This is a genomic window from Curvivirga aplysinae (assembly GCF_009711445.1).
Lineage (GTDB): Bacteria > Pseudomonadota > Alphaproteobacteria > UBA8366 > Aestuariispiraceae > Curvivirga > Curvivirga aplysinae.
Window position 1 is genome coordinate 60,480 of record NZ_SMMC01000216.1, and the last position, 18,854, is coordinate 79,333.

Consider the following 18,854-nt stretch of genomic DNA (forward strand, 5'->3'; position numbering starts at 1 on the left):
CTGATCCTTCTGCTAGGTGATCTATCCGTTAGAATATACCACCAAATTTTTCGCCTCACCGCCCTTTATAGACGGATTTATCTCGAAGGAAAAGACTATAAGCCAAAAATGACTTTAATATGAAAGACTTCTGTATAAAAAATGACGACGTTAAAGTTTAATCATCTGTTCGCCAGCGCTTTACCTTACCTGTATCTATATCAAATAGATCAAGAATACGACCTATAGAATGATCCACCATGTCGTCCAAACTTTCGGGCTTGGTATAAAATGCTGGAACAGGCGGTGCAATAACACCACCCATCTGAGACACCGTCAGCATGTTTTGCAGATGAACATTTGTTAGTGGTGTTTCACGCGCCATTAACACCAAACGGCGGCGTTCCTTCAAAACTACATCTGCTGCCCTTGTTAACAAAGAAGAGGTAACTCCGGTCGCGATCTCTGCCAAAGACTTCATAGAACATGGTGCTACAATCATCCCTGAAGTAGGAAAACTACCGCTTGAACATGCAGCTCCTAAATCTGCGATCGGATAAGATTTATCAGCCAGCCCACGAAGTTCCTTGGGTGTTATATCCGTTTCATATGCCAAAGTCATTTCCGCAGCTTTTGAGAGAATAAGATGCGTCTCCACCCCTAATTCGCGTAAAGTTTCCAAAAGGCGAATACCATAAATCACACCGGAAGCACCTGATATACCAACGATAATTTTTTTGTTCTCATTCATTACAGACTTTGACCTCGACTTTTTTCAAGAAAGGTGTAGCATATAGGCCTGATGTTTCAAAATTAAACAAGCCCCATCCCTTGAAAAAGATGGGAAGAATAACGAAATATCATATATACACAGATGGGCTGGACCCTTACTGGCCTAGGGCGCACCAGAAGATTTATTTCTTCTACGTATAAATGGAGGGAAGCGATTAGCGAATTAATGGATTAATTTCATTGCAGCATGCTTCAATCCAATTGGCGTGCCTGTGTTTTATTCGATCCATAGACTAATCTACCTATTATATGTGCCGTCTAGGTCCTGCATCATGGGTCCTGTTCATTGGTGACTTTTGTTAACCATTGAAGGGAGAACCTCATGAGCGTTCAAGATCGTATCCAGACACTAAAATCACGCCACGAAGAATTAGATAAGAAACTGGACATGGAAAACGCGCGACCGATGCCGGATGATGAGGTCATTCGAACTATCAAACATGAAAAATTGACCCTCAAAGATGAAATGACGCGTATGGCGCATGCCTAGTGACCTAAAATCATAAAAACATTAATTAAAAAGCCGCATCAAACTATTGATGCGGCTTTCCTTATATCAAACATCGAAAGTAAACTTAAGAAACATCAAGTACCTTAATACGTGTCTCATCAATCACAGACATAATACGATCAACAATCTCAGGTTCTGTTTGTAAATCCATTAATGTCGCATGCATATTTGTACCTGCCGACATAAAATGATCATCACCAAGGCCTGGTTGTTTAATGAATGCCAAATAAGCAGATTCTAACAATGGCGCCCCCGGATTACCATAGGCGGCGTTAAACAGGTTGACCAATAAATCAAGAAGCTTGGCATCATTAAGATCTTTAAACAAATCACTCAAAATCGGATCACTATCAACACGTGCAGCAAATTTCTCAACCGCTAACATTGCTTTTTGTTCATGATCCGCATTCACCCCAGAGGCGGCAGGACCAGATGATACTGGCGCAGAAGGCGCAGGTTTAGATTTTGCAACTGTCGATTTCGGTGCAGGTTTTGGTTTTGCATCCGATTTAGGTTTTAATGTGGATTTCTTGGCACTCTTTGGCGCTTCTTTTTTTACTGAAGAAGCCTTGGGAGTGCCTTTAGGCTTTTTTACAGAAGCGTCCTCCGCTTCGTCATCGCCATCATTTTGGTTCGCAACCTTCTCTTCCACCACCACTTTTCTGCGTTTACGGGTTCTCCGTGGTGTTTTCATAATGGTTTCTTCTTCCAACATGCGTTCCACATCAAGTACAACAAGCAAGTCATCTTCCAAACGGAAAACACCGGAACATAAACGACGTAAATTTTCATCCAATGTAGCAGGTGGTTTATCGAAACTTTTACGCGGTAAAGAACGAACATCACCGATACTGTCCACCAAAAAGGTGTATAAATCACCTTTATATTCAACAGTAACGCTCATTTGTTTTTCGTTATCATCAACGGAGCGAGAACCAAGTAGTTCACGCATATCAATCACCGTAACAATACGACCACGAAGGTTTAACACACCAGCAATCGCGCCTGGAGCTAAAGGAACAGGTGTGATTTGGTCAGGTTCGACAATATCTTGAACCATTAAAATAGGAATACCAAATGCTTGGCCATCCACAGTCATGGTGACAAGCTGTTCCTCATCAATCATTGCTAACTCTCTTGAATCTGCAAGTGCAATATCAGACACGGCGATATCCCCTTATTCCTAAAATAAATTCGGTACGATATTTTATTCTGTCTCTTCCAGGTGAAAAGACATAAATCTAGAAATCAAGTGTAGCATCTATCTAATCGAATATACAAACCAAATAGCAAACACATCCTTGACTTACTTTAATTATTAAGCCTTCTTCCTGAATTAAAATCAAGTTTTAAGTGGATATTTTTATGACTAAGTCGTTAATTTCTATAAATGATCAAGATTACCTCGTGAATCTTCCCTCACCGATGTCCAGCGATGATCCTCAGCAAGCCGAATTAGATACTTTTCTTTTTGCACATGGGGCGGGTGCGCCCATGGATTCTGAATATATGGAAAACATCGCTCATTTACTTAGCCACGAAGGTCTGCGGGTTGTCCGTTTTGAGTTTCCTTACATGCGTCAAAGACGAGAAGATGGAAAAAAGCGTCCACCCAACAGAGAAAACATTTGTCTTGAGACATGGCAACAAGCAGTTGAAGATTGGCAGGCTACGGGCAATATCTTTATTGCTGGAAAGTCAATGGGTGGACGTATGGCTTCCATTCTCGCAGCAAAGAACAGCGAATTCAATCTCCCTATAAAAGCGGTCTTCTGTCTAGGATATCCGTTTCATGCACCTGGTAAGACTGATAAGTGGAAAACTGACCATTTTACTAATATTAAATTGCCAACATTTATCCTGCAGGGAGATCGAGATCCCTTTGGAAAATCGGAAGAAATCAGCCAATTACAAATAGATAACCCACACTGGCCGAATCGAGATGAAGATGGCCCTATTTCCATTACTTGGATACCAGATGGAGACCATGATTTTAAGCCAAGAGTTAAAAGTGGGTACACTCATGACGAAAATTTATCGTCCGTAACAAAGAAAATTTCAACTTATATTAGAAAAATATGATTTGATAAAAAATAAACAGATTAAAACGATTTTTGGTAAGTTTTTGTTAAGAAGATTCGTGTAGTTTCCCCCGAAGGTTGAACCATTCATACCCACTAAACACCAGAATACCGCAGGATTTCCGATATCCTGTTGTAAGGTTAACTCACACTTCTTTTGGGGGCACCAAAAAATTGGAAAAATATGCTGAAATAAAAAAACGGTCAGTGGTAATTGCCGGCCATAGAACAAGCATCTCTCTTGAGAATCTTTTCTGGGAGCAATTACGTGTTGTAGCAACCGGCCAAAATAAATCTGTGAATAACCTCATCACGGAAATTGATAAAAATCGTTCCGGAAATTTATCAAGTGCGATTCGTATCTTTGTCCTTGCACAAGCCTTAAACCTCGAGGTGAGTTAGAATATTTTATAAATATTAAATATTCCCATCCTATCTTATCTCATTCAACCAATCTCCTTTAAGACGCATATTTAACCCATTCAATGGACCATGTACCTGCATGTCCAACGCGTCTTGTTTCAATGTTGATTGTCGGAAGATTATATCAAAGTTCAAACGATCTGTAAGGCGCTGATAATTCATACGGCCCTCACCCAGAACGTTGCCAGAAATCACATGGAACTGATCGAAGTTTAGCTCTTCATCTTTATATGTGATTTCTGTTTTATAATGCGTCTCTTCCGCAGATAAATGAACTAATACATTTCCCGCTAAATTTTCAACAATTCCTCGGGGCATATCGGCCTGATCGACTAAAATATCAATTTCAATAGGCCCTTCCATATGCCCAGAAAACGCTATCCCATCTTTAAGAGATCCCGATAAATTGGCTTCATGGATACACGTATTTATCATAATCCAATTCTTCAAATCATAGGTTTGTTTCGGGTAGCAAATATTTTGTAAACTTAAATCAAACTTTTGGGCATCCCCATCCGATGGAGTAATATAGTTTAAACTGAATTTGCCTGCGCCGACCTCACCTCTTACATCTTCAAAAATTAAGCCATTACCATCAAGAAACAATCGACCAGTTACATTATCAAGTTCAGTATCTTTATCTGCTGCATCAAATTTCTGCAGATCAAGTTGAATACCACGAGTAGAGATATCAACGACGCCATTCCCATTAAAAGAGACTTCACCCAGAGTACCTGCAAATTCCTTTTGGAGGTTGTTCATATTTCCCCCACCAGAAAATGACAAAGACAGTTCCTGTTGCTCAATATCCCCTATCAAAAAAGCTAAATCATGTTTGGGAATATCGAAGAATCTATCTAAGTCCCATGCATTATATGTTCCCACATAACTAAAATGAGCCGGTGATTGTTTCCAATCTACCGCACCATTTACGCTGCCTCTTGAAAAGTCATTCAGCAAGAAATTTTCAACTTCAAAATCAAAACCGTTCTGATCTTTGTTAAGACTAAAAGAAAAATGATCATGTTTATATTCATTCAGATGTAATTCATTTGCATAAAGATCAAGGTTTACATTCATTCGCTGTGTTTGAAGCAAGTCTAAATTCGATGTGAAATCTTCAAGATCCCATTTCGATCCGAGATAACCGTCCAGATGTAGTTGCTCAAAATCTAAATCAAGCTGCAATATATCCGCGTTCCCTTTTTCATCTTCGTAATAATCTAAACGACCGTTGGCAGAAGATTCATCCAATCGCATGTTCAAATCGTTAAAGGCTAAACGTTCAGCATCTATTTCAAAGTTAGTTGTTAAACTAAATTGACGCCATACATCGGATGAAACAGTCGACATATCGTAACCAAGCCATGCAAGACTACGACGTAAATTACTCGACTGCAGGGAAATACCTCCGGATGTAAACCAAGCCTCATTCCCTGAAGGATCAGGCATAAAATCTGCAAGCAGTGAGAGTTCTGTACCGCCCGGTAGCCCCAAATTAAACTGATCTACAGTAACACTGCCTAAACCAGCAATCATATGGAAATTGGGTGCGCGTGCCATTTCCCCATCCTCAGCGATCAACCCTGACGCGGTAAGTCCAAGATCAATTTCAAAAGGTGTCATGGCAAGTGTGGATGCCAAATTTGAAAATCCTGAAATGGTTTCTTTTAAGTTCGATTTCGAAATAGCCAGATTTTTATCCAGAACACCAAAACTTAAATTCGCATTCAAATAAGATGCAGATCCAGCCTGGATATGCATATCCATCTGTCCCTGAAAACTTTCCTCTCCTATCGCCCCCTCAAGATTTTCAAATTTTATACCATCTTGGTCAAATCTAAGTTCCGCCTCTAATTTTAAAGGTTCCTGCGCAAAAGGTGTGTTTGATAGAAATGGAACCCAACTAGATTTATCAATATTTAAACTGAAATGCCCCGTGCCTTTTTGTGGTCGAACGATATATGAAGAAACCTTATTAGCATTTATCAATGGACCATCTGTAGCTGCCAAAAAGTCAAAGCTTAACCTTTCAACCATTTCGCTTCCCATACGCATAGAAACATGAACAGGCTGAGAGTTCTTTTTGTCAGTCAAACTCTGTAAGTAACCATAAAGTTTTAAATTTTTAAATCCATCCCATTGACCTTCCATATAAGGGAAAGATACATTTTGCATTTCAGGTAAAGGATTGTCCGTCCATTTAACGCTGCTATTTTCCAGAATAATCCCAACAGGGGCGGATTGGCCGGCAACGGATTTTGATGGAATATGGAGTTTGTTTAGGCATTTCTCAAAACTACTGAATCGTAATTCCGGTTCTACTAGATGGATATTCCTTAAACCAACGCCCCCCGCAATCAACTCGGAAATAGACAAATCTGCTTGTAACCAGCGAAGTTTAGCAACTTCTTCTCCGTCTTCTGCAAAAAGACGAACACCACTCATGCGGATTGCAGGTAGAAGAATGCCATCAGGTCGAACAGAATCAACTTGTATCAAACATCCCGTGCTTTTTTGGAATAGATCCGTAACCGCTTCTTTTACCTGATCTGGATGAGGGCGTAAAAATAGCAACAACGCCACCATCCCAACGACAAATATGGCGATTACAATAAGATAAAGTGAAAGTGATTTAATTTTGGTAAACACGTTACCGCCCTGTCCCATCAGCAAGTTTATTTGTCATTCTGTTTTTGCTTCTGTTATTCTACCTACCTTAAATCGAATCTCGGAGCTATAGAAAAATGTCTGATGTGATCAATCTTAGACAAAAACGGAAACAAAAACTACGTCTGGAAAAAACTAAAAAGGCAGAAGAAAACCGTATATATTTTGGTCAGAAGAAATCTGAGAAACACATCTCAATTAAAGAAAAAATCAAACGAGACCGTGAAATGGATGGGAAAAAACTAGACAAATGATCTATGACACCATAGCTTCCATCAACAATGTGATCACATTTCTAATATATTGAGGCCAACATGTCTAAGAATGTTTTAAAATTTTCCACCGCAGCTGCAGATGTAGATGCATATAAGCCAGATGCAGAAAAAGTAATTTCCGGTAAACCGGATCAGACAATCCGTAATTACTACACAGATCCTACTGGTAAATTCTCTGCCGGTATCTGGACGGGTGAAGTTGGCAAAATGAAGATCAGCTATACAGAAGAGAATTCTGCACCTTACTTGTTGGCAAAGTTAAACTCACCAATTCAGCTGGGGAAGAAACACTTATCGAAGCTGGCGATAGCTTTATCATACCCGCTGGTTTTGAAGGGACTTGGGAAACAATTGAAAATGCCCAAAAGATCTATGTCATCTACGAAGAGAACTAATTCTTCCATTGCTAAATTAAAGAAAAGGCGCTGAACAAATTCAGCGCCTTTTTAGTTTCATAGCTGTAGGAAGAAAGCTAATTCGTTATAATCTCTGGTCCCATAATTGTAGTTGGTAACCATGTGGAAATTCCTGGTATATACGTGACCATTATCAGGAAGATAAACATGATACCCACCCATGGCAGGGCAGCTTTTACCACATTCATCATCGACATCTGAGCCACCCCTGCGGTCACGAACAAATTCAGACCAACGGGTGGTGTAATCATACCGATTTCCATATTCACAACCATAATGATCCCCAAATGGATAGGATCGATTCCTAGTTCGATAGCAATTGGAAATACCAAAGGTGCAACAATGATTAAGAGACCTGATGGTTCCATAAATTGACCACCAATAAGCAGAATAATATTCACCACAATCAAGAACATGATTGGGCCAAAACCAGCGCCAAGCATCGCTTCAGTGATCATTTGTGGAATACGTTCTTCGGTCAATACATGTTTCAAAATCAAAGCATTAGCAATGATAAACATCAACATGATAGTGAGCTTACCCGCATCCAGTAAAGTTTGCTTTGTGTCTACATGCCAGAAGGTTTTGATAACCTTCAAAACTGGATTACCGCGCCCTTTATTCTCAGGCTTAAACGGCCCCATATCCCGATAGATAAAATTAGCCACCAAGAAAGCATAAACTGCCGCGACAGCTGCGGCTTCTGTTGGCGTAAAGATACCACCATAAATACCACCAAGGATAATCACGATTAGCATCAAGCCCCAGAAAGCATCTTTTGCAGCTGCAAAAACCTCTCCCCACCCCGGGAATGGTTGCGAAGGAAGGCCTTTATACTTTGCCCATACAAAGATACCAAACATCAGCATCAATCCTGCCAAAATACCCGGGAATACACCTGCAAGGAACATACGTCCCACAGATACCTCGGTCGCAGCAGCATAAACAACCATGACGATGGACGGTGGAATAAGAATACCTAAAGTACCCGCGTTACAAATGACACCAGCAGCAAATTCCTTGCTATACCCAACCTGACGCATACCGGCGATCACGATGGATCCAATCGCCACTACAGTTGCAGGTGAAGAACCAGATAATGCGGCAAATAACATACAAGCAAAAACAGATGCAATGGCCAGACCGCCTGGAAAAAAGCCCACACAAGCAATCGCAAAACGGATGATACGTTTCGCCACTCCACCTGTAGACATGAAGCTACTTGCAAGAATAAAGAATGGAATCGCAAGTAACGTATAGTGCCCATCAAAGGCAGAAAATAATGTTTGTGCAACTGATGCTAAAGAGGCATCTGAATAAGATAGCAAAAAGATAACACTAGAAAGGCCTAGACATATTGCCACAGGCACACCAATCGCCATCAAACCGATCACGAGGCCGAATAAAATCAACATTTCCATTATTTATTCTCCTCGGCATCATTCTTTTTGATCAGATCATCATCGTGTTGACCATAGGTATGCACTTCATCCAACAACTCTTCGGCTTCGTGAGATGCAATGACACCATCACGTGTCCCTTTAATAATTTCGAGACCTGCAATAATGAAGCGAATGGATAGTAAAGCCATACTTAATGGCAAAACAAAATATGGAATAAAACGCGGCATTTTTTCATATACTTCGCCTTCATTCACCAGATCTTCAAGAAAACGCAAAAACCAGAACATCGGCACGTCATCTGTTTCAAGCCACGCCCGTTTGGTAACAAAAGGATACCAGTAGTCCCAACTTCCTTTGAGAAGAAGTAGTGCAAAAGCAATACATGCCAAAACCGCACAAATAGATAGAAATTTCCGTACGCCCGGTGAAACCATGTTCAAAAGAACATCAACACCAATATGAGTAGTTTTCTTAACGCCATATGATGCGCCTAACAAAACCATCCATGCAAAGATGAAAACAGTGGTTTCTAAAGCCCAAAGCAAATTAGATTCGAAAACATATCTGGCAACCACATTGGCGAAGGTTACCAAAGTCATGAGGCCTAGTAACAAGGCAATCATGTTTTCTTCAAACCGATCCATAAAGCTTTGATTTTGTGGAGAAGTCGAATGTGACATATCATCCACCCCCTAAAGTTCTTAAATTAAAAACTAGTTATTTCTTTGAGAAAAAGCCTGCACAATTTCAATCATGTGCAGGCTTCCCCAAATTTTTGCCATCAAATTTGAAGGCTTAGCTGTTGGAACCCAATGCAGCATTGATGAGATCATCACCGATATCACCAGAGAAACGATCCCAAACAGGTTTCAATGCTTTCACCCAAGCTTCACGTTGTTCAGCAGTCAATTGACGCACTGTACCACCAGCTTCGATGATCTTAGCTTTATTTGCTTGGTTCACTTTGAAAGATTCTTGGTTACGTGTTTCGGTAACTTCAGCCATGATTGTGGACAATTGATCACGTACATCAGCTGGAAGACCATCCCACCATTCAGCGGATGTCACTACCAAGTAATCAAGAATACCATGGTTTGTTTCTGTTACACCGTCTTGAACTTCAAAGAATTTCTTACCATAGATATTTGACCATGTGTTTTCCTGACCATCAACAACGCCTTGTTGCAATGCGCCATATACTTCTTTGAAGGACATCTTTTGTGGGCTTGCACCTAATGCTTCAAATTGTGCTACCAATACTTCTGATGCTTGTACACGGAATTTCAAGCCGTCCGCATCTGTTGGCTCCAACAATGGTTTATTTGCGGACATTTGTTTCATGCCATTATGCCAGAATGCCAAGCCTTGAAGACCACGACGTTGCATGGAATCTTTCAACTCCTGACCAGCTGTGGAATTTTGGAATTTATCAACGGCATTAATGTCTTCAAATACGAATGGTAAATCAAAGATACGGAATTTCTTTGTGAATTTTTCAAACTTAGACAAGCTTGGTGCCGCCATTTGCACATCACCTTGCAACATAGCTTCCAATACTTTGTTATCATTATATAAAGAAGAGTTCGGGAAAACTTCCATACAAGCTTTACCGTCCATTTCCTTGTTTACACGTTCTTCCAATAAAGAAGCAGCAATACCTTTTGGATGCTTGTCTGTATTTGTTACATGGCTGAATTTAATGACGATTTCGCCTGGTTGGCATTGTTCAGATGCTTGTGCAGATGCAGCACCCAATGCCAAAACAGAAGCAGCTGTCATAGCTAGAATAGATTTACGCATGAGATTATCTCCCTAAAAGATGGTTCAACTCTTCGCCCTTGCTTTTAATTTTTATATGCATGACAAAGACCGCATATCACGGCTGGTTCGCATTAAGGCCCATAGCTGTGATGCATTTCAAGAGTTAGAAAGCTAGTAATTTACGGAATCAGAAAGAAAAACTGCCAAATGTTTCCGATGTTACCCAAAGGGGGGATTTTATGGGTAGGATTCGGTACATCATAGTTTAATCATCACCATCTTCGGCAAAATCTTCTCGTTGAAGGCCATGTTTTTTCATCTTTTCATAAAGAGATTTCCGTGAAAGTCCTAATGATTCATAGGTAGATTTTAAGGAGCCCGCATGACTTGCAAGTGTTGCTGCAAGCACATTTTTCTCAAAGCGATCAATCTGTGTTGCCAGATCATCTGCCTGCTCAGTTACCGCTTGTTGAGGCAAACCAAGTCCCATAACAAAGCGATCCGCTGCATTTCTTAATTCACGGATATTCCCCGGCCATTCGGTTTGTGCGACAGCGTTTAAATCAGCAGGTAAGATTTCAGGTCGCTCCTTTTTCTGGCGTAGGGCAGCCTTCCCGACAAGATGATGAAACAATTCTGGCGCATCTTCCATACGATCACGTAAGGGGGGCAAGGTCACAGAGGCGACAGCAAGGCGATAATATAGATCATCGCGAAACGCCCCATCTGTTACGCGTGCTGATAAATCATCTTTAGAAGCGGCGATAATACGAATATCTAAATCAATTTTTTGGTTAGAGCCCAAACGTTCAATTACACGATCTTCGATCATACGTAACAATTTCACCTGAAGGAATAAGGGAATTGAGCCGATTTCATCAAGATATAAAGTGCCACCACGTGCATGTTCCAGCTTCCCTACACGTGCACGCATAGCACCAGCAAAGGCACCTGCTTCATGACCAAAGAGCTCAGATTCCAATGAAGCTTGTGGAAGCGCAGAAATATTCAACGCCACAAAAGGCTTATCTTTACGCGATGACAAATCATGGATCAGACGCGCGGTTAAATCCTTACCTGTTCCAGTTTCACCCAACAATAGAATATCTGCATCACTTAAAGCCAAAGTACGCAGGTTTTTACGAATATCTACCATCTTTTGGGATCGACCACGTAATGTTGCTTCCAACAAATCACGTTGCCCAACGGTCTCCATTAAACGACGATTTTCCATTGTTAGTTGACGTTTTTCAACGCCACGACGCACCGCATCAATTAAACGAGACTGTGCAAATGGTTTTTCAACAAAATCATAAGCGCCAACACGCATGGCCTCTACTGCCAGCGCAACATCACCATGCCCAGTAATCAAGATAACAGGTAAATCAGGATCGATCTCCCCAACCTGCTTCAGAAATTCCATGCCATCCATATGTGGCATTCGAATATCTGAAATCACCACACCATCAAATCCACGCCCTATATGTTCCAAAGCGCGATCGGCACGGGCAAAAGATTTGATATCCTCAAGTCCTTCCAATTGCAAAGTTTGTGTGACTGCTTCACGTACATCTTCTTCATCATCGATAAGAATTACAGAAATATCAGACATGAGTATCTATTACTTTTCCTCTAGATCATTTTCATTGGCTGCATTTAATTCAAGGGTAAAACAGGCACCACCTTGCACTTCATTATGAACACGCATGACACCACCAAAGTCACGAATAATATTATAAGAAATTGAGAGACCAAGCCCGACCCCTTTACCAACTTCTTTTGTGGTGAAGAAAGGATCAAAGATTTTATCTTTTATTTCTTCAGGCACACCAGCGCCAGAGTCTTGAACTCTTACAATCACCTTATCCTCAACTCGTTCTGAACCTATCTTGATCCATTTCTCATCACGCTCAGTCATCTCATCCATGGCATTCACGATCAAATTCATCAAGACATGTTGAAGCCGAACTTGCCCCCCCAAAAAACAAAGCTTCGGATCAACCGAAACAGACAGTTCAACACCCGATCGTTCTATTCGCGCTTGTAATAACTCCAGAGCTTCATCAACCGCATCCCGTAAACGAATGACGGCAACATTATCATTAGGTTTTCGTGCAAAAGCTGATAATCGTTTAGATAGCTTCGCCATACGTTCTGTAAGGATCAAAATACGCCGCATATTTTCCGACGCCTTATCATCCATACCGCGATCCATAAATGCATTCGCGTTCTCCGCATAAGTTCTAATCGCCGTCAGGGGTTGATTAAACTCGTGGCTTAAGGCCGTCGACATTTGCCCAAGGGCTGCCATTTTACCTGCTTGAATAAGTTCAGACTGAGTTTGACGCAATTCTTCATTACTGCGTTTCAAGTCAGCTGTTCTTTCTTCAACCTTATTTTCCAACATCAATCGGGCACGTTCACGAAATTCAAGCATTTGCATCAAGCGATCACGGCGCTGTAATAGGATGACAGCAATCAGTAACGCCACTGTTAAGATGGAAGAAACAACCAAACTTACCAACATTGCAGAGATACGCGCCGATTCTGTGGGCACTAACAGATGGATATTCCATTTTTCTGCGGTCATAGGTAGTGCATATTGTAAAAATTCGGTTTTCCGCTTTTCAGACCGATCCGCCACAGTCGACACCAAAGCACCAAATTTCTGATCCGGTTTTGCCTCCACATTATCAATAGGTAAAAGATCCAGTGTATCGACCGAATATTGTCGTTCTGTTTCAATTCGAGAAATCGCCTTATCATTCAAAATATCTACCGTTTTAAGCCGCCAATCAGGATGACTTGCGATAATTACCACCCCTGCCTCATCGGTTACAAATATCTCATTCTGACGCGCACGAAGTTCTTGTTCAATCTCTTCTACTGTCAATTTAACAACAATGACACCAATGGTTTGGTGTTCATATCGCACAGGATGAGATAAATAATATCCACGTTTACCGGAAATCACACCAAGGGCGAAAAAGCGCCCTAATCGCCCTTGCATAGCTTGTGTATAATAGGGTCGAAAACTATAATTCTGCCCGATAAAAGTGACCGGATTATCCCAGTTAGATGCCGCGATTGTTAAGCCATTTGCATTCAACAGATACACATCCGATGCGCCTGAGGCGCTGCTCCAATTTTCTAAAACACGATTAGCGATATCAACGTTGAAAGGAGACGGATTGATAAGAACGGATCGGATTTCAGGATAGGCCGCATAGGTTGACGGTAATGGCCTAAATTTGCCAAGCCACCCTTGCACAACCTCTTTATAAATCGATGTTTCTGCCCGTGCCTCTATCGCCATTTCTTTTAGGAAATATGAACGAGACACCGTAAAGGTCACCATCGTCACAACAACGAGCAGCAAAAGAGAAAAACCAATAAATTTGTGACGTCTTGAAAGCAAAATGGATTAATGCCCTATAGTGTAACTCATCTTCAAGATAGTGTTTTTTAACATGTCAGGTCAAACAACAGAAACATGTAAATCTTCCAGCCCATCAATATGCGCGCATAGCTTATCCCCTCTTTCAACGGGACCAACACCTGCTGGCGTACCAGATAGAATCACATCACCTGCGGCGAGTTCAAAATAATCGGATAGGTATGAAATCATCTCTGCCACCTTCCAAATCATTTGATTGAGGTTGCCTGTTTGACGGACCTCGCCATTCACTTTTAATTCAATCAATGCGTCTGATAAATGTTCATTTTCTGATACTGGTGTAATTATCCCCACTGGCGCAGAAGCCTCAAAAGATTTGCCAATTTCCCAAGGTCTTCTCATTTTCTTTTGTACCGCTTGTAAATCACGACGTGTCATATCTAAACAAACTGCGTAACCATACACATGCTCCAAAGCTTGATTGACAGAGATATTCCGCCCACCCGATTTTAACGCGGCTAACATTTCTACTTCGTGATGCACATCATTTGATTGAACTGGGTAGGGAAAAACACCATCCGAAACCAGATTATCGGCATCTTTCTGGAAAAAAAATGGTGGTTCTTTATCGGGATCGTGCCCCATCTCTATAGCGTGGTCAGCATAATTACGGCCAATACAATATACCCGACGTACTGGAAATTTGGAGGAGCTGTCTTTTACCGGAATAGATACTTGCGGCGGTGCTGTAATAACAAAATCAGTCATCTGGGAAACTTTCCATATAATATGTTGGAAATCATTACATAGAAAATTACAGATTTCCTGCTTCCTCGCAAACCCAATCTAAGAATAACTTCACACGCAGATCGTCCATCATATTTTCCTGATAGATTAATCCCCATTCCCCTTTGCCTTTACACATATGATTAATGGGCCTTACCAAACGACCCGATGCCAAATCACCATCTGCGACAGGCCCATTCACCAATGCAATCCCTTCACCAGCACAAGCCATTTCAAGTGCAACAGCCAGAGTATCCACACTTAGATTTCCTTTTCCCTCGTGATGTGCCACACCTGCTGAATGAAACCATTGATCCCAGTTCCAAAAATCACTTTCTGAATTGACGATAAGTAGGGGCAAATTATTTAGATCAACCGCGCTCAAACTGTTCTCATTAGCAAGTTTGGGACTGCATACCGGGAAAATCTTACTTTCAAATAAAGACGTCCACCCATATCCATCCGGTATCTTTTTGTCCGAATAGATGATTGCGATATCAGCATTATCTTCATCAAATTCCCAATCGATACCAGATGTATTTAAATGAAGATCAATATGAGGTGCCAAGTTTCGAAATCTATTTAAACGACCTGCTAACCATTTAATTGATAATGTAATATAGGCTTGCACCCGAAATGGCCGCTCCTCCCATCTCTTCGTTAAAGCTTCTTGCCCTTCAAGTAATGTTTCAAGCGCCTTACGGATATAACCGTAATAAAACTTACCTTCTGCGTTTAGTTGAATATGGCGTCCTGCACGTTCAAATAAAGGATAGCCAAGATGCTCTTCCAACATCTTGATTTGATGAGAGATCGCAGGATGCGTCAGGCTTAACTCATCCGCGGCCATACTCACAGATCCTAATCGCGCTGCGGCCTCGAAACCACGTAGAGATTTTAAAGGTGGCAATTCACCCTTTAGTTCTTTCATTTATTGCGCTCCCAAACAATAAGTAAAAATAATTTACCAATAAGCAAAAAAAGATCAATTGTTAAAAAATTCTAAGCAGTTAATTCTGCAAATAGAATAACCAACTAATCGATAGGGAAAAAAATGAAAGTAGGTTTTGTAGGACTTGGCAATGTCGGCAGTAAATTGGCAGGCAGTTTATTACGTAATGGGTATGATGTAACCGTACGCGATTTAAACGAAGATTTCGTAAATGATTTTGTAAATAGAGGTGCAAAGTCTGCATCCTCTCCGAAAGAGCTCGCAGAAAATTGTGATGTGGTCATCACATGTCTTCCATCACCTTCTGCTTGCTCTCAAGTAATGGAAGCAGAAGACGGTATTATTGCCGGCCTGTCCGAAGGTAAAGTCTGGATGGAAATGAGCACAACAGACGAAACTGAAGTACGCCGTATCGCTGATAAAGTTGAAGCAATAGGTGCATTTGCGGTTGATTGCCCGGTATCTGGTGGATGTCATCGTGCAGATACAGGTAATATCTCTATCTTTGCTGGTTGCAAACGCGAGGCCTTTGATAAAGTGTTGCCAATCCTGACCACAATGGGACGTCGTATCCTACATACGGGTGAGATCGGGTCTGCGTCCGTGTTGAAGGTTGTGACCAATTATCTGGCAACTGCGAACCTAGTATCCATTGCCGAAGCTTTAACTGCATGTAAAGTATTAGGTATGGATATGAATGTCTCTTATGAAGCGATCAAAGCTTCTTCTGGTAATTCATTTGTCCATGAAACAGAGTCACAAGTCATCCTCAATGGCAGTCGGGATATCAACTTTACCATGGATCTGGTTTCTAAGGATGTCGGTATCTTTCACGAACTAACAAAACGTAAAGGGATGGATCTGGAAATCGCCCCGTTATTGGTGAATATCTTTAAAGACGGTGAAGAAAAATTCGGATCACGTGAATTATCCCCAAATATTATTCGTCGCATCGAAGAACCTTGCGGCGTCAAAGTACTTGGCGAAGGTTTCCCACCAGAAATGGTTGACGATGAGCCTGAGGAAAAAGGATATGAAGTCGTCATTGAAGGTCGCAAAGACTAATAAATAGAGGGTCGCAGATGCGGCCCTTTTCTTTCTCTGAAAGCTTCAATCCGCGACAGAAGTTAATGGCAGGATCAAAATAGCTTCTGTTCCTTTACCCAATTCACTTTGTATTTTTATGGTGCCGCCATGTAATTCTGCCAAGCGAATGGAAATAGATAAGCCAATACCAGTACCTGAGGCGCTGTCTAAGCTTGATGCAATTGAAACTGCATTTCTTGCTTGTTTAAATGGCTCAAGAATAACATCACAATCTTCTTTGGCTATTCCCTTACCATTATCAGAGATGATTAGTTTGAAATCTTTTTCAAGTTCGTATCGAATTTCAACCCGGCATCCCCGACCAGCATGTTTAAAGGCATTGGATACGAAATTCAGCAAAATTTGCTTAATCATGGTCGCATCCACATTAAGGTTTAACTTCTGATCCTTTTCAAATACCAATTCACTTTGATTACGTTCGCATAAGATACGGCTTAATCTTTCCACATCTTTTAACAAGTCATCTAATGGAGTAACTTCACGAACGACTTTAACCTCTCCGGCTTCGATTTTGGTAAGGTCTAGAATTTCCTTCAACAAGTCACTTAAATGTCGTCCACTACTATGGATATCATTCACATAACCCTGATATTTAGGCTCGTTAATTGGCCCCCATATTTCTTTTTTCATTACTTCGGCAAAACCAATAATTGCATTCAGAGGGGTTCTTAACTCATGACTCATATTTGCCAAGAATTGAGTTTTCGCTCTATTCGCTCTTTCGGCCACATTTTGGCTGAGCTTCAACTCTTTCATCACGCGTTTACGTTCTTCAATTTCCTGACGTAATTGTTGATTATTTTGCTGAAGATCACGTGTTCGATCATGAACCTTTTTCTCTAAAGTCTTTCCAAGATGTATTAGCCTCCTATTCTGCATCAAAAGATATATGGAAAGCATGACGCCAAGGATTAAGGCCAGAGAAAATAATGCGATCGCTGCAACATAAATATTGGCCAAGTTTTCGCGACGCAAGCGCGACTGTTCCTGATGCACAAATAACGCAGAAAGAGATAATTCACGCCCTAACTCAGCCATTGCGGTTAATTCATCGGCCATCTTACCAAGACTTTGATCTGTATACTCATTTGCAATGATATATGCATCAATCGTTTCAAGCCCTGATTGTAATTTTGGGATAGAAGATCGACTATTTTCTAATAACAGAAACTCTGTGCCCAAACTTCCTGTTTCAAGAGAGGCAACACGGCTCCATAGAATATCAAATTGACCTAAAAATGCCTCTCGCGTTTCTGGCGTTTTTTCTAACGCAAATTCTTTGAGTAGCAATTCAGATTTTACGGCTTCACGTTCAAGCTGATAGACAAAGAAAACAAAGTTATCCCGGAACTCTTTTGATTGACGCATATATTCTTTTTGAAAAGAATATAAAGATACAATCGCGCTAAGACATAGGCAAAACGCGAGAAACATCAATAATCTCTTAAAATTCTTTGCTACAAATTGCCGCATATCAGCTTCAAAAACTTTGCTTTGTCTTATTCAATAACCATACTTTTCAATTGCCAAATTGAACGCGCATAATAGGTTTCCACTCTCAAATCTTCATCATCATTCCATGGATAAATAATCCAAACAGGCCCTTTATCTCTTACAGATAAACGTTTCCCATCAAGAGATGTGGCAAGAATAACATCAAATTCCTGCACATCCTCCATTGGAATAACCACCATATAGTCATTTAAGGCTTTTGCCTGTATGACATTTCCAGATGCGCCGACCATATCAAGAAAATCGCGCAATAGAGGCCCAGAGAAACTAACATTCCCTTCGGTCCATGGCGTTTCAACTGTTAATGTTGTTTGAGGAAGCGCGTCCAACATAGCCAGATCAAACTCCGCATGACCATCCTTGTTCGTTTTGTCGATTTGGCCCGAGACGGAAAGAATGACTTTATCTGTTGGCTTGGGAAGTTCAGACGCAACTGATACAGGTCCAACGATAGAAAGAGAGATAAGAAAAACTGCAACGTTAAAAAGTTTTTTCAAGGTCACCTCCTCAGTATCTTGATAACTCACAATTATCATACTGTATTTTAAGAAGAATGGAGAGTGAAAAATCCCTCAACTCTCGTTTTAAACGTTAATATCAACGATCTCAGTTTCATAATCTGTGTTTAATCTTTGACATTAAATCGATAACAAACCAAACAGTGACCTCAAGAAAATGTATCTTACAGCCCGCTTCTGTTTGTGTTTTTACAGCTGCTATCTGGTTGACATATAAATTACGTTTTAATTCAACATAATTACGCCTTATTTATGATTTAATGCCAAAGAT

The 18,854-nt window shown here is 40.8% G+C and carries 18 protein-coding genes; 6 read left to right on the forward strand and 12 right to left on the reverse strand.

The window, feature by feature from the left end:
- Positions 1–157: 157 nt before the first annotated feature.
- A complete protein-coding gene (locus E1160_RS16960) occupies positions 158–730 on the reverse strand; it encodes a UbiX family flavin prenyltransferase (RefSeq protein WP_155157404.1) in 573 nt (190 codons plus the stop codon).
- 363 nt (positions 731–1,093) lie between these two features.
- Between E1160_RS16960 and E1160_RS16965 the strand changes: the two genes are divergently transcribed.
- Positions 1,094–1,261, forward strand: a complete 168-nt coding sequence (locus E1160_RS16965; RefSeq protein ID WP_155157406.1) for a YdcH family protein — start codon at positions 1,094–1,096, stop codon at positions 1,259–1,261.
- A gap of 85 nt (positions 1,262–1,346) precedes the next feature.
- Here the strand turns inward: E1160_RS16965 and E1160_RS16970 are convergent, their stop codons facing one another.
- Positions 1,347–2,447 (reverse strand): chemotaxis protein CheW, encoded by a 1,101-nt coding sequence (locus tag E1160_RS16970; RefSeq protein ID WP_328597173.1) that lies wholly within the window; start codon positions 2,445–2,447, stop codon positions 1,347–1,349.
- Between the two features lie 200 nt (positions 2,448–2,647).
- Between E1160_RS16970 and E1160_RS16975 the strand changes: the two genes are divergently transcribed.
- Together E1160_RS16975 and E1160_RS16980 are read left to right on the forward strand one after the other, a co-directional pair.
- Positions 2,648–3,364, forward strand: coding sequence for an alpha/beta family hydrolase (locus E1160_RS16975; protein WP_218048982.1), 717 nt, complete (start codon positions 2,648–2,650; stop codon positions 3,362–3,364).
- Positions 3,365–3,537: 173 nt separating this feature from the next.
- Positions 3,538–3,765, forward strand: a complete 228-nt coding sequence (locus tag E1160_RS16980; protein ID WP_155157408.1) for a ribbon-helix-helix domain-containing protein — start codon at positions 3,538–3,540, stop codon at positions 3,763–3,765.
- Positions 3,766–3,795: 30 nt separating this feature from the next.
- Here E1160_RS16980 and E1160_RS16985 read toward each other — a convergent pair whose 3' ends face one another.
- A complete protein-coding gene (locus E1160_RS16985; RefSeq protein WP_155157410.1) occupies positions 3,796–6,438 on the reverse strand; it encodes an AsmA family protein in 2,643 nt (880 codons plus the stop codon).
- A 95-nt stretch (positions 6,439–6,533) separates the two neighbouring features.
- Here E1160_RS16985 and E1160_RS16990 point away from each other — a divergent pair, with 95 nt between their 5' ends.
- Together E1160_RS16990 and E1160_RS17535 are read left to right on the forward strand one after the other, a co-directional pair.
- On the forward strand, positions 6,534–6,710 hold the full coding sequence (locus tag E1160_RS16990; RefSeq protein ID WP_155157412.1) for a DUF4169 family protein: 177 nt from the start codon (positions 6,534–6,536) through the stop codon (positions 6,708–6,710).
- 60 nt (positions 6,711–6,770) lie between these two features.
- Positions 6,771–7,160, forward strand: a complete 390-nt coding sequence (locus E1160_RS17535; protein ID WP_235914205.1) for a cupin domain-containing protein — start codon at positions 6,771–6,773, stop codon at positions 7,158–7,160.
- A 43-nt stretch (positions 7,161–7,203) separates the two neighbouring features.
- Here the strand turns inward: E1160_RS17535 and E1160_RS17000 are convergent, their stop codons facing one another.
- The 7 genes from E1160_RS17000 to E1160_RS17030 all read right to left on the reverse strand — a co-directional run bounded on the left by E1160_RS17000 (position 7,204) and on the right by E1160_RS17030 (position 15,425).
- Complete coding sequence (locus E1160_RS17000; protein ID WP_155157414.1) at positions 7,204–8,568, reverse strand: TRAP transporter large permease; 1,365 nt, start codon at positions 8,566–8,568, stop codon at positions 7,204–7,206.
- Complete coding sequence (locus E1160_RS17005; protein ID WP_155157416.1) at positions 8,568–9,230, reverse strand: TRAP transporter small permease; 663 nt, start codon at positions 9,228–9,230, stop codon at positions 8,568–8,570. Before E1160_RS17005 ends, E1160_RS17000 begins: the two co-directional genes overlap by 1 nt.
- 115 nt (positions 9,231–9,345) lie before the next feature.
- Positions 9,346–10,350: a TRAP transporter substrate-binding protein gene (locus E1160_RS17010; RefSeq protein WP_155157418.1), complete on the reverse strand. Its 1,005-nt coding sequence runs from the start codon at positions 10,348–10,350 to the stop codon at positions 9,346–9,348.
- A gap of 226 nt (positions 10,351–10,576) precedes the next feature.
- The gene (locus E1160_RS17015; protein WP_155157420.1) at positions 10,577–11,923 is read right to left on the reverse strand and encodes a sigma-54-dependent transcriptional regulator; all 1,347 of its coding nucleotides are present in this window, start codon (positions 11,921–11,923) and stop codon (positions 10,577–10,579) included.
- A gap of 9 nt (positions 11,924–11,932) precedes the next feature.
- Positions 11,933–13,654 (reverse strand): sensor histidine kinase, encoded by a 1,722-nt coding sequence (locus tag E1160_RS17485; RefSeq protein WP_218048983.1) that lies wholly within the window; start codon positions 13,652–13,654, stop codon positions 11,933–11,935.
- Between the two features lie 135 nt (positions 13,655–13,789).
- The gene (locus E1160_RS17025; protein WP_155157424.1) at positions 13,790–14,476 is read right to left on the reverse strand and encodes a fumarylacetoacetate hydrolase family protein; all 687 of its coding nucleotides are present in this window, start codon (positions 14,474–14,476) and stop codon (positions 13,790–13,792) included.
- A gap of 46 nt (positions 14,477–14,522) precedes the next feature.
- Positions 14,523–15,425 carry a LysR substrate-binding domain-containing protein gene (locus E1160_RS17030; RefSeq protein WP_155157426.1) on the reverse strand — a complete coding sequence of 301 codons (903 nt, stop codon included), beginning with the start codon at positions 15,423–15,425 and terminating at the stop codon, positions 14,523–14,525.
- A gap of 123 nt (positions 15,426–15,548) precedes the next feature.
- Here E1160_RS17030 and E1160_RS17035 point away from each other — a divergent pair, with 123 nt between their 5' ends.
- Complete coding sequence (locus E1160_RS17035; RefSeq protein ID WP_155157428.1) at positions 15,549–16,511, forward strand: NAD(P)-dependent oxidoreductase; 963 nt, start codon at positions 15,549–15,551, stop codon at positions 16,509–16,511.
- Positions 16,512–16,556: 45 nt separating this feature from the next.
- On the opposite strand, the gene E1160_RS17040 is transcribed toward E1160_RS17035, so the two are convergent.
- Together E1160_RS17040 and E1160_RS17045 are read right to left on the reverse strand one after the other, a co-directional pair.
- Positions 16,557–17,921 carry a sensor histidine kinase gene (locus tag E1160_RS17040; protein ID WP_218048984.1) on the reverse strand — a complete coding sequence of 455 codons (1,365 nt, stop codon included), beginning with the start codon at positions 17,919–17,921 and terminating at the stop codon, positions 16,557–16,559.
- Between the two features lie 131 nt (positions 17,922–18,052).
- A complete protein-coding gene (locus tag E1160_RS17045; RefSeq protein ID WP_218048985.1) occupies positions 18,053–18,562 on the reverse strand; it encodes a molybdopterin-dependent oxidoreductase in 510 nt (169 codons plus the stop codon).
- Positions 18,563–18,854 lie beyond the last annotated feature (292 nt).

What these genes read in the sequence shown, in the direction of transcription:
- E1160_RS16960 (WP_155157404.1), bottom strand. Translation starts at nt 730, where the DNA reads ATGAATGAGAACAAAAAAATTATCGTTGGTATATCAGGTGCTTCCGGT.
- E1160_RS16965 (WP_155157406.1), top strand. Translation starts at nt 1,094, where the DNA reads ATGAGCGTTCAAGATCGTATCCAGACACTAAAATCACGCCACGAAGAA.
- E1160_RS16975 (WP_218048982.1), top strand. Translation starts at nt 2,648, where the DNA reads ATGACTAAGTCGTTAATTTCTATAAATGATCAAGATTACCTCGTGAAT.
- E1160_RS16990 (WP_155157412.1), top strand. Translation starts at nt 6,534, where the DNA reads ATGTCTGATGTGATCAATCTTAGACAAAAACGGAAACAAAAACTACGT.
- E1160_RS17535 (WP_235914205.1), top strand. Translation starts at nt 6,771, where the DNA reads ATGTCTAAGAATGTTTTAAAATTTTCCACCGCAGCTGCAGATGTAGAT.
- E1160_RS17000 (WP_155157414.1), bottom strand. Translation starts at nt 8,568, where the DNA reads ATGGAAATGTTGATTTTATTCGGCCTCGTGATCGGTTTGATGGCGATT.
- E1160_RS17005 (WP_155157416.1), bottom strand. Translation starts at nt 9,230, where the DNA reads ATGTCACATTCGACTTCTCCACAAAATCAAAGCTTTATGGATCGGTTT.
- E1160_RS17010 (WP_155157418.1), bottom strand. Translation starts at nt 10,350, where the DNA reads ATGCGTAAATCTATTCTAGCTATGACAGCTGCTTCTGTTTTGGCATTG.
- E1160_RS17015 (WP_155157420.1), bottom strand. Translation starts at nt 11,923, where the DNA reads ATGTCTGATATTTCTGTAATTCTTATCGATGATGAAGAAGATGTACGT.
- E1160_RS17025 (WP_155157424.1), bottom strand. Translation starts at nt 14,476, where the DNA reads ATGACTGATTTTGTTATTACAGCACCGCCGCAAGTATCTATTCCGGTA.
- E1160_RS17030 (WP_155157426.1), bottom strand. Translation starts at nt 15,425, where the DNA reads ATGAAAGAACTAAAGGGTGAATTGCCACCTTTAAAATCTCTACGTGGT.
- E1160_RS17035 (WP_155157428.1), top strand. Translation starts at nt 15,549, where the DNA reads ATGAAAGTAGGTTTTGTAGGACTTGGCAATGTCGGCAGTAAATTGGCA.
- E1160_RS17040 (WP_218048984.1), bottom strand. Translation starts at nt 17,921, where the DNA reads ATGCGTCAATCAAAAGAGTTCCGGGATAACTTTGTTTTCTTTGTCTAT.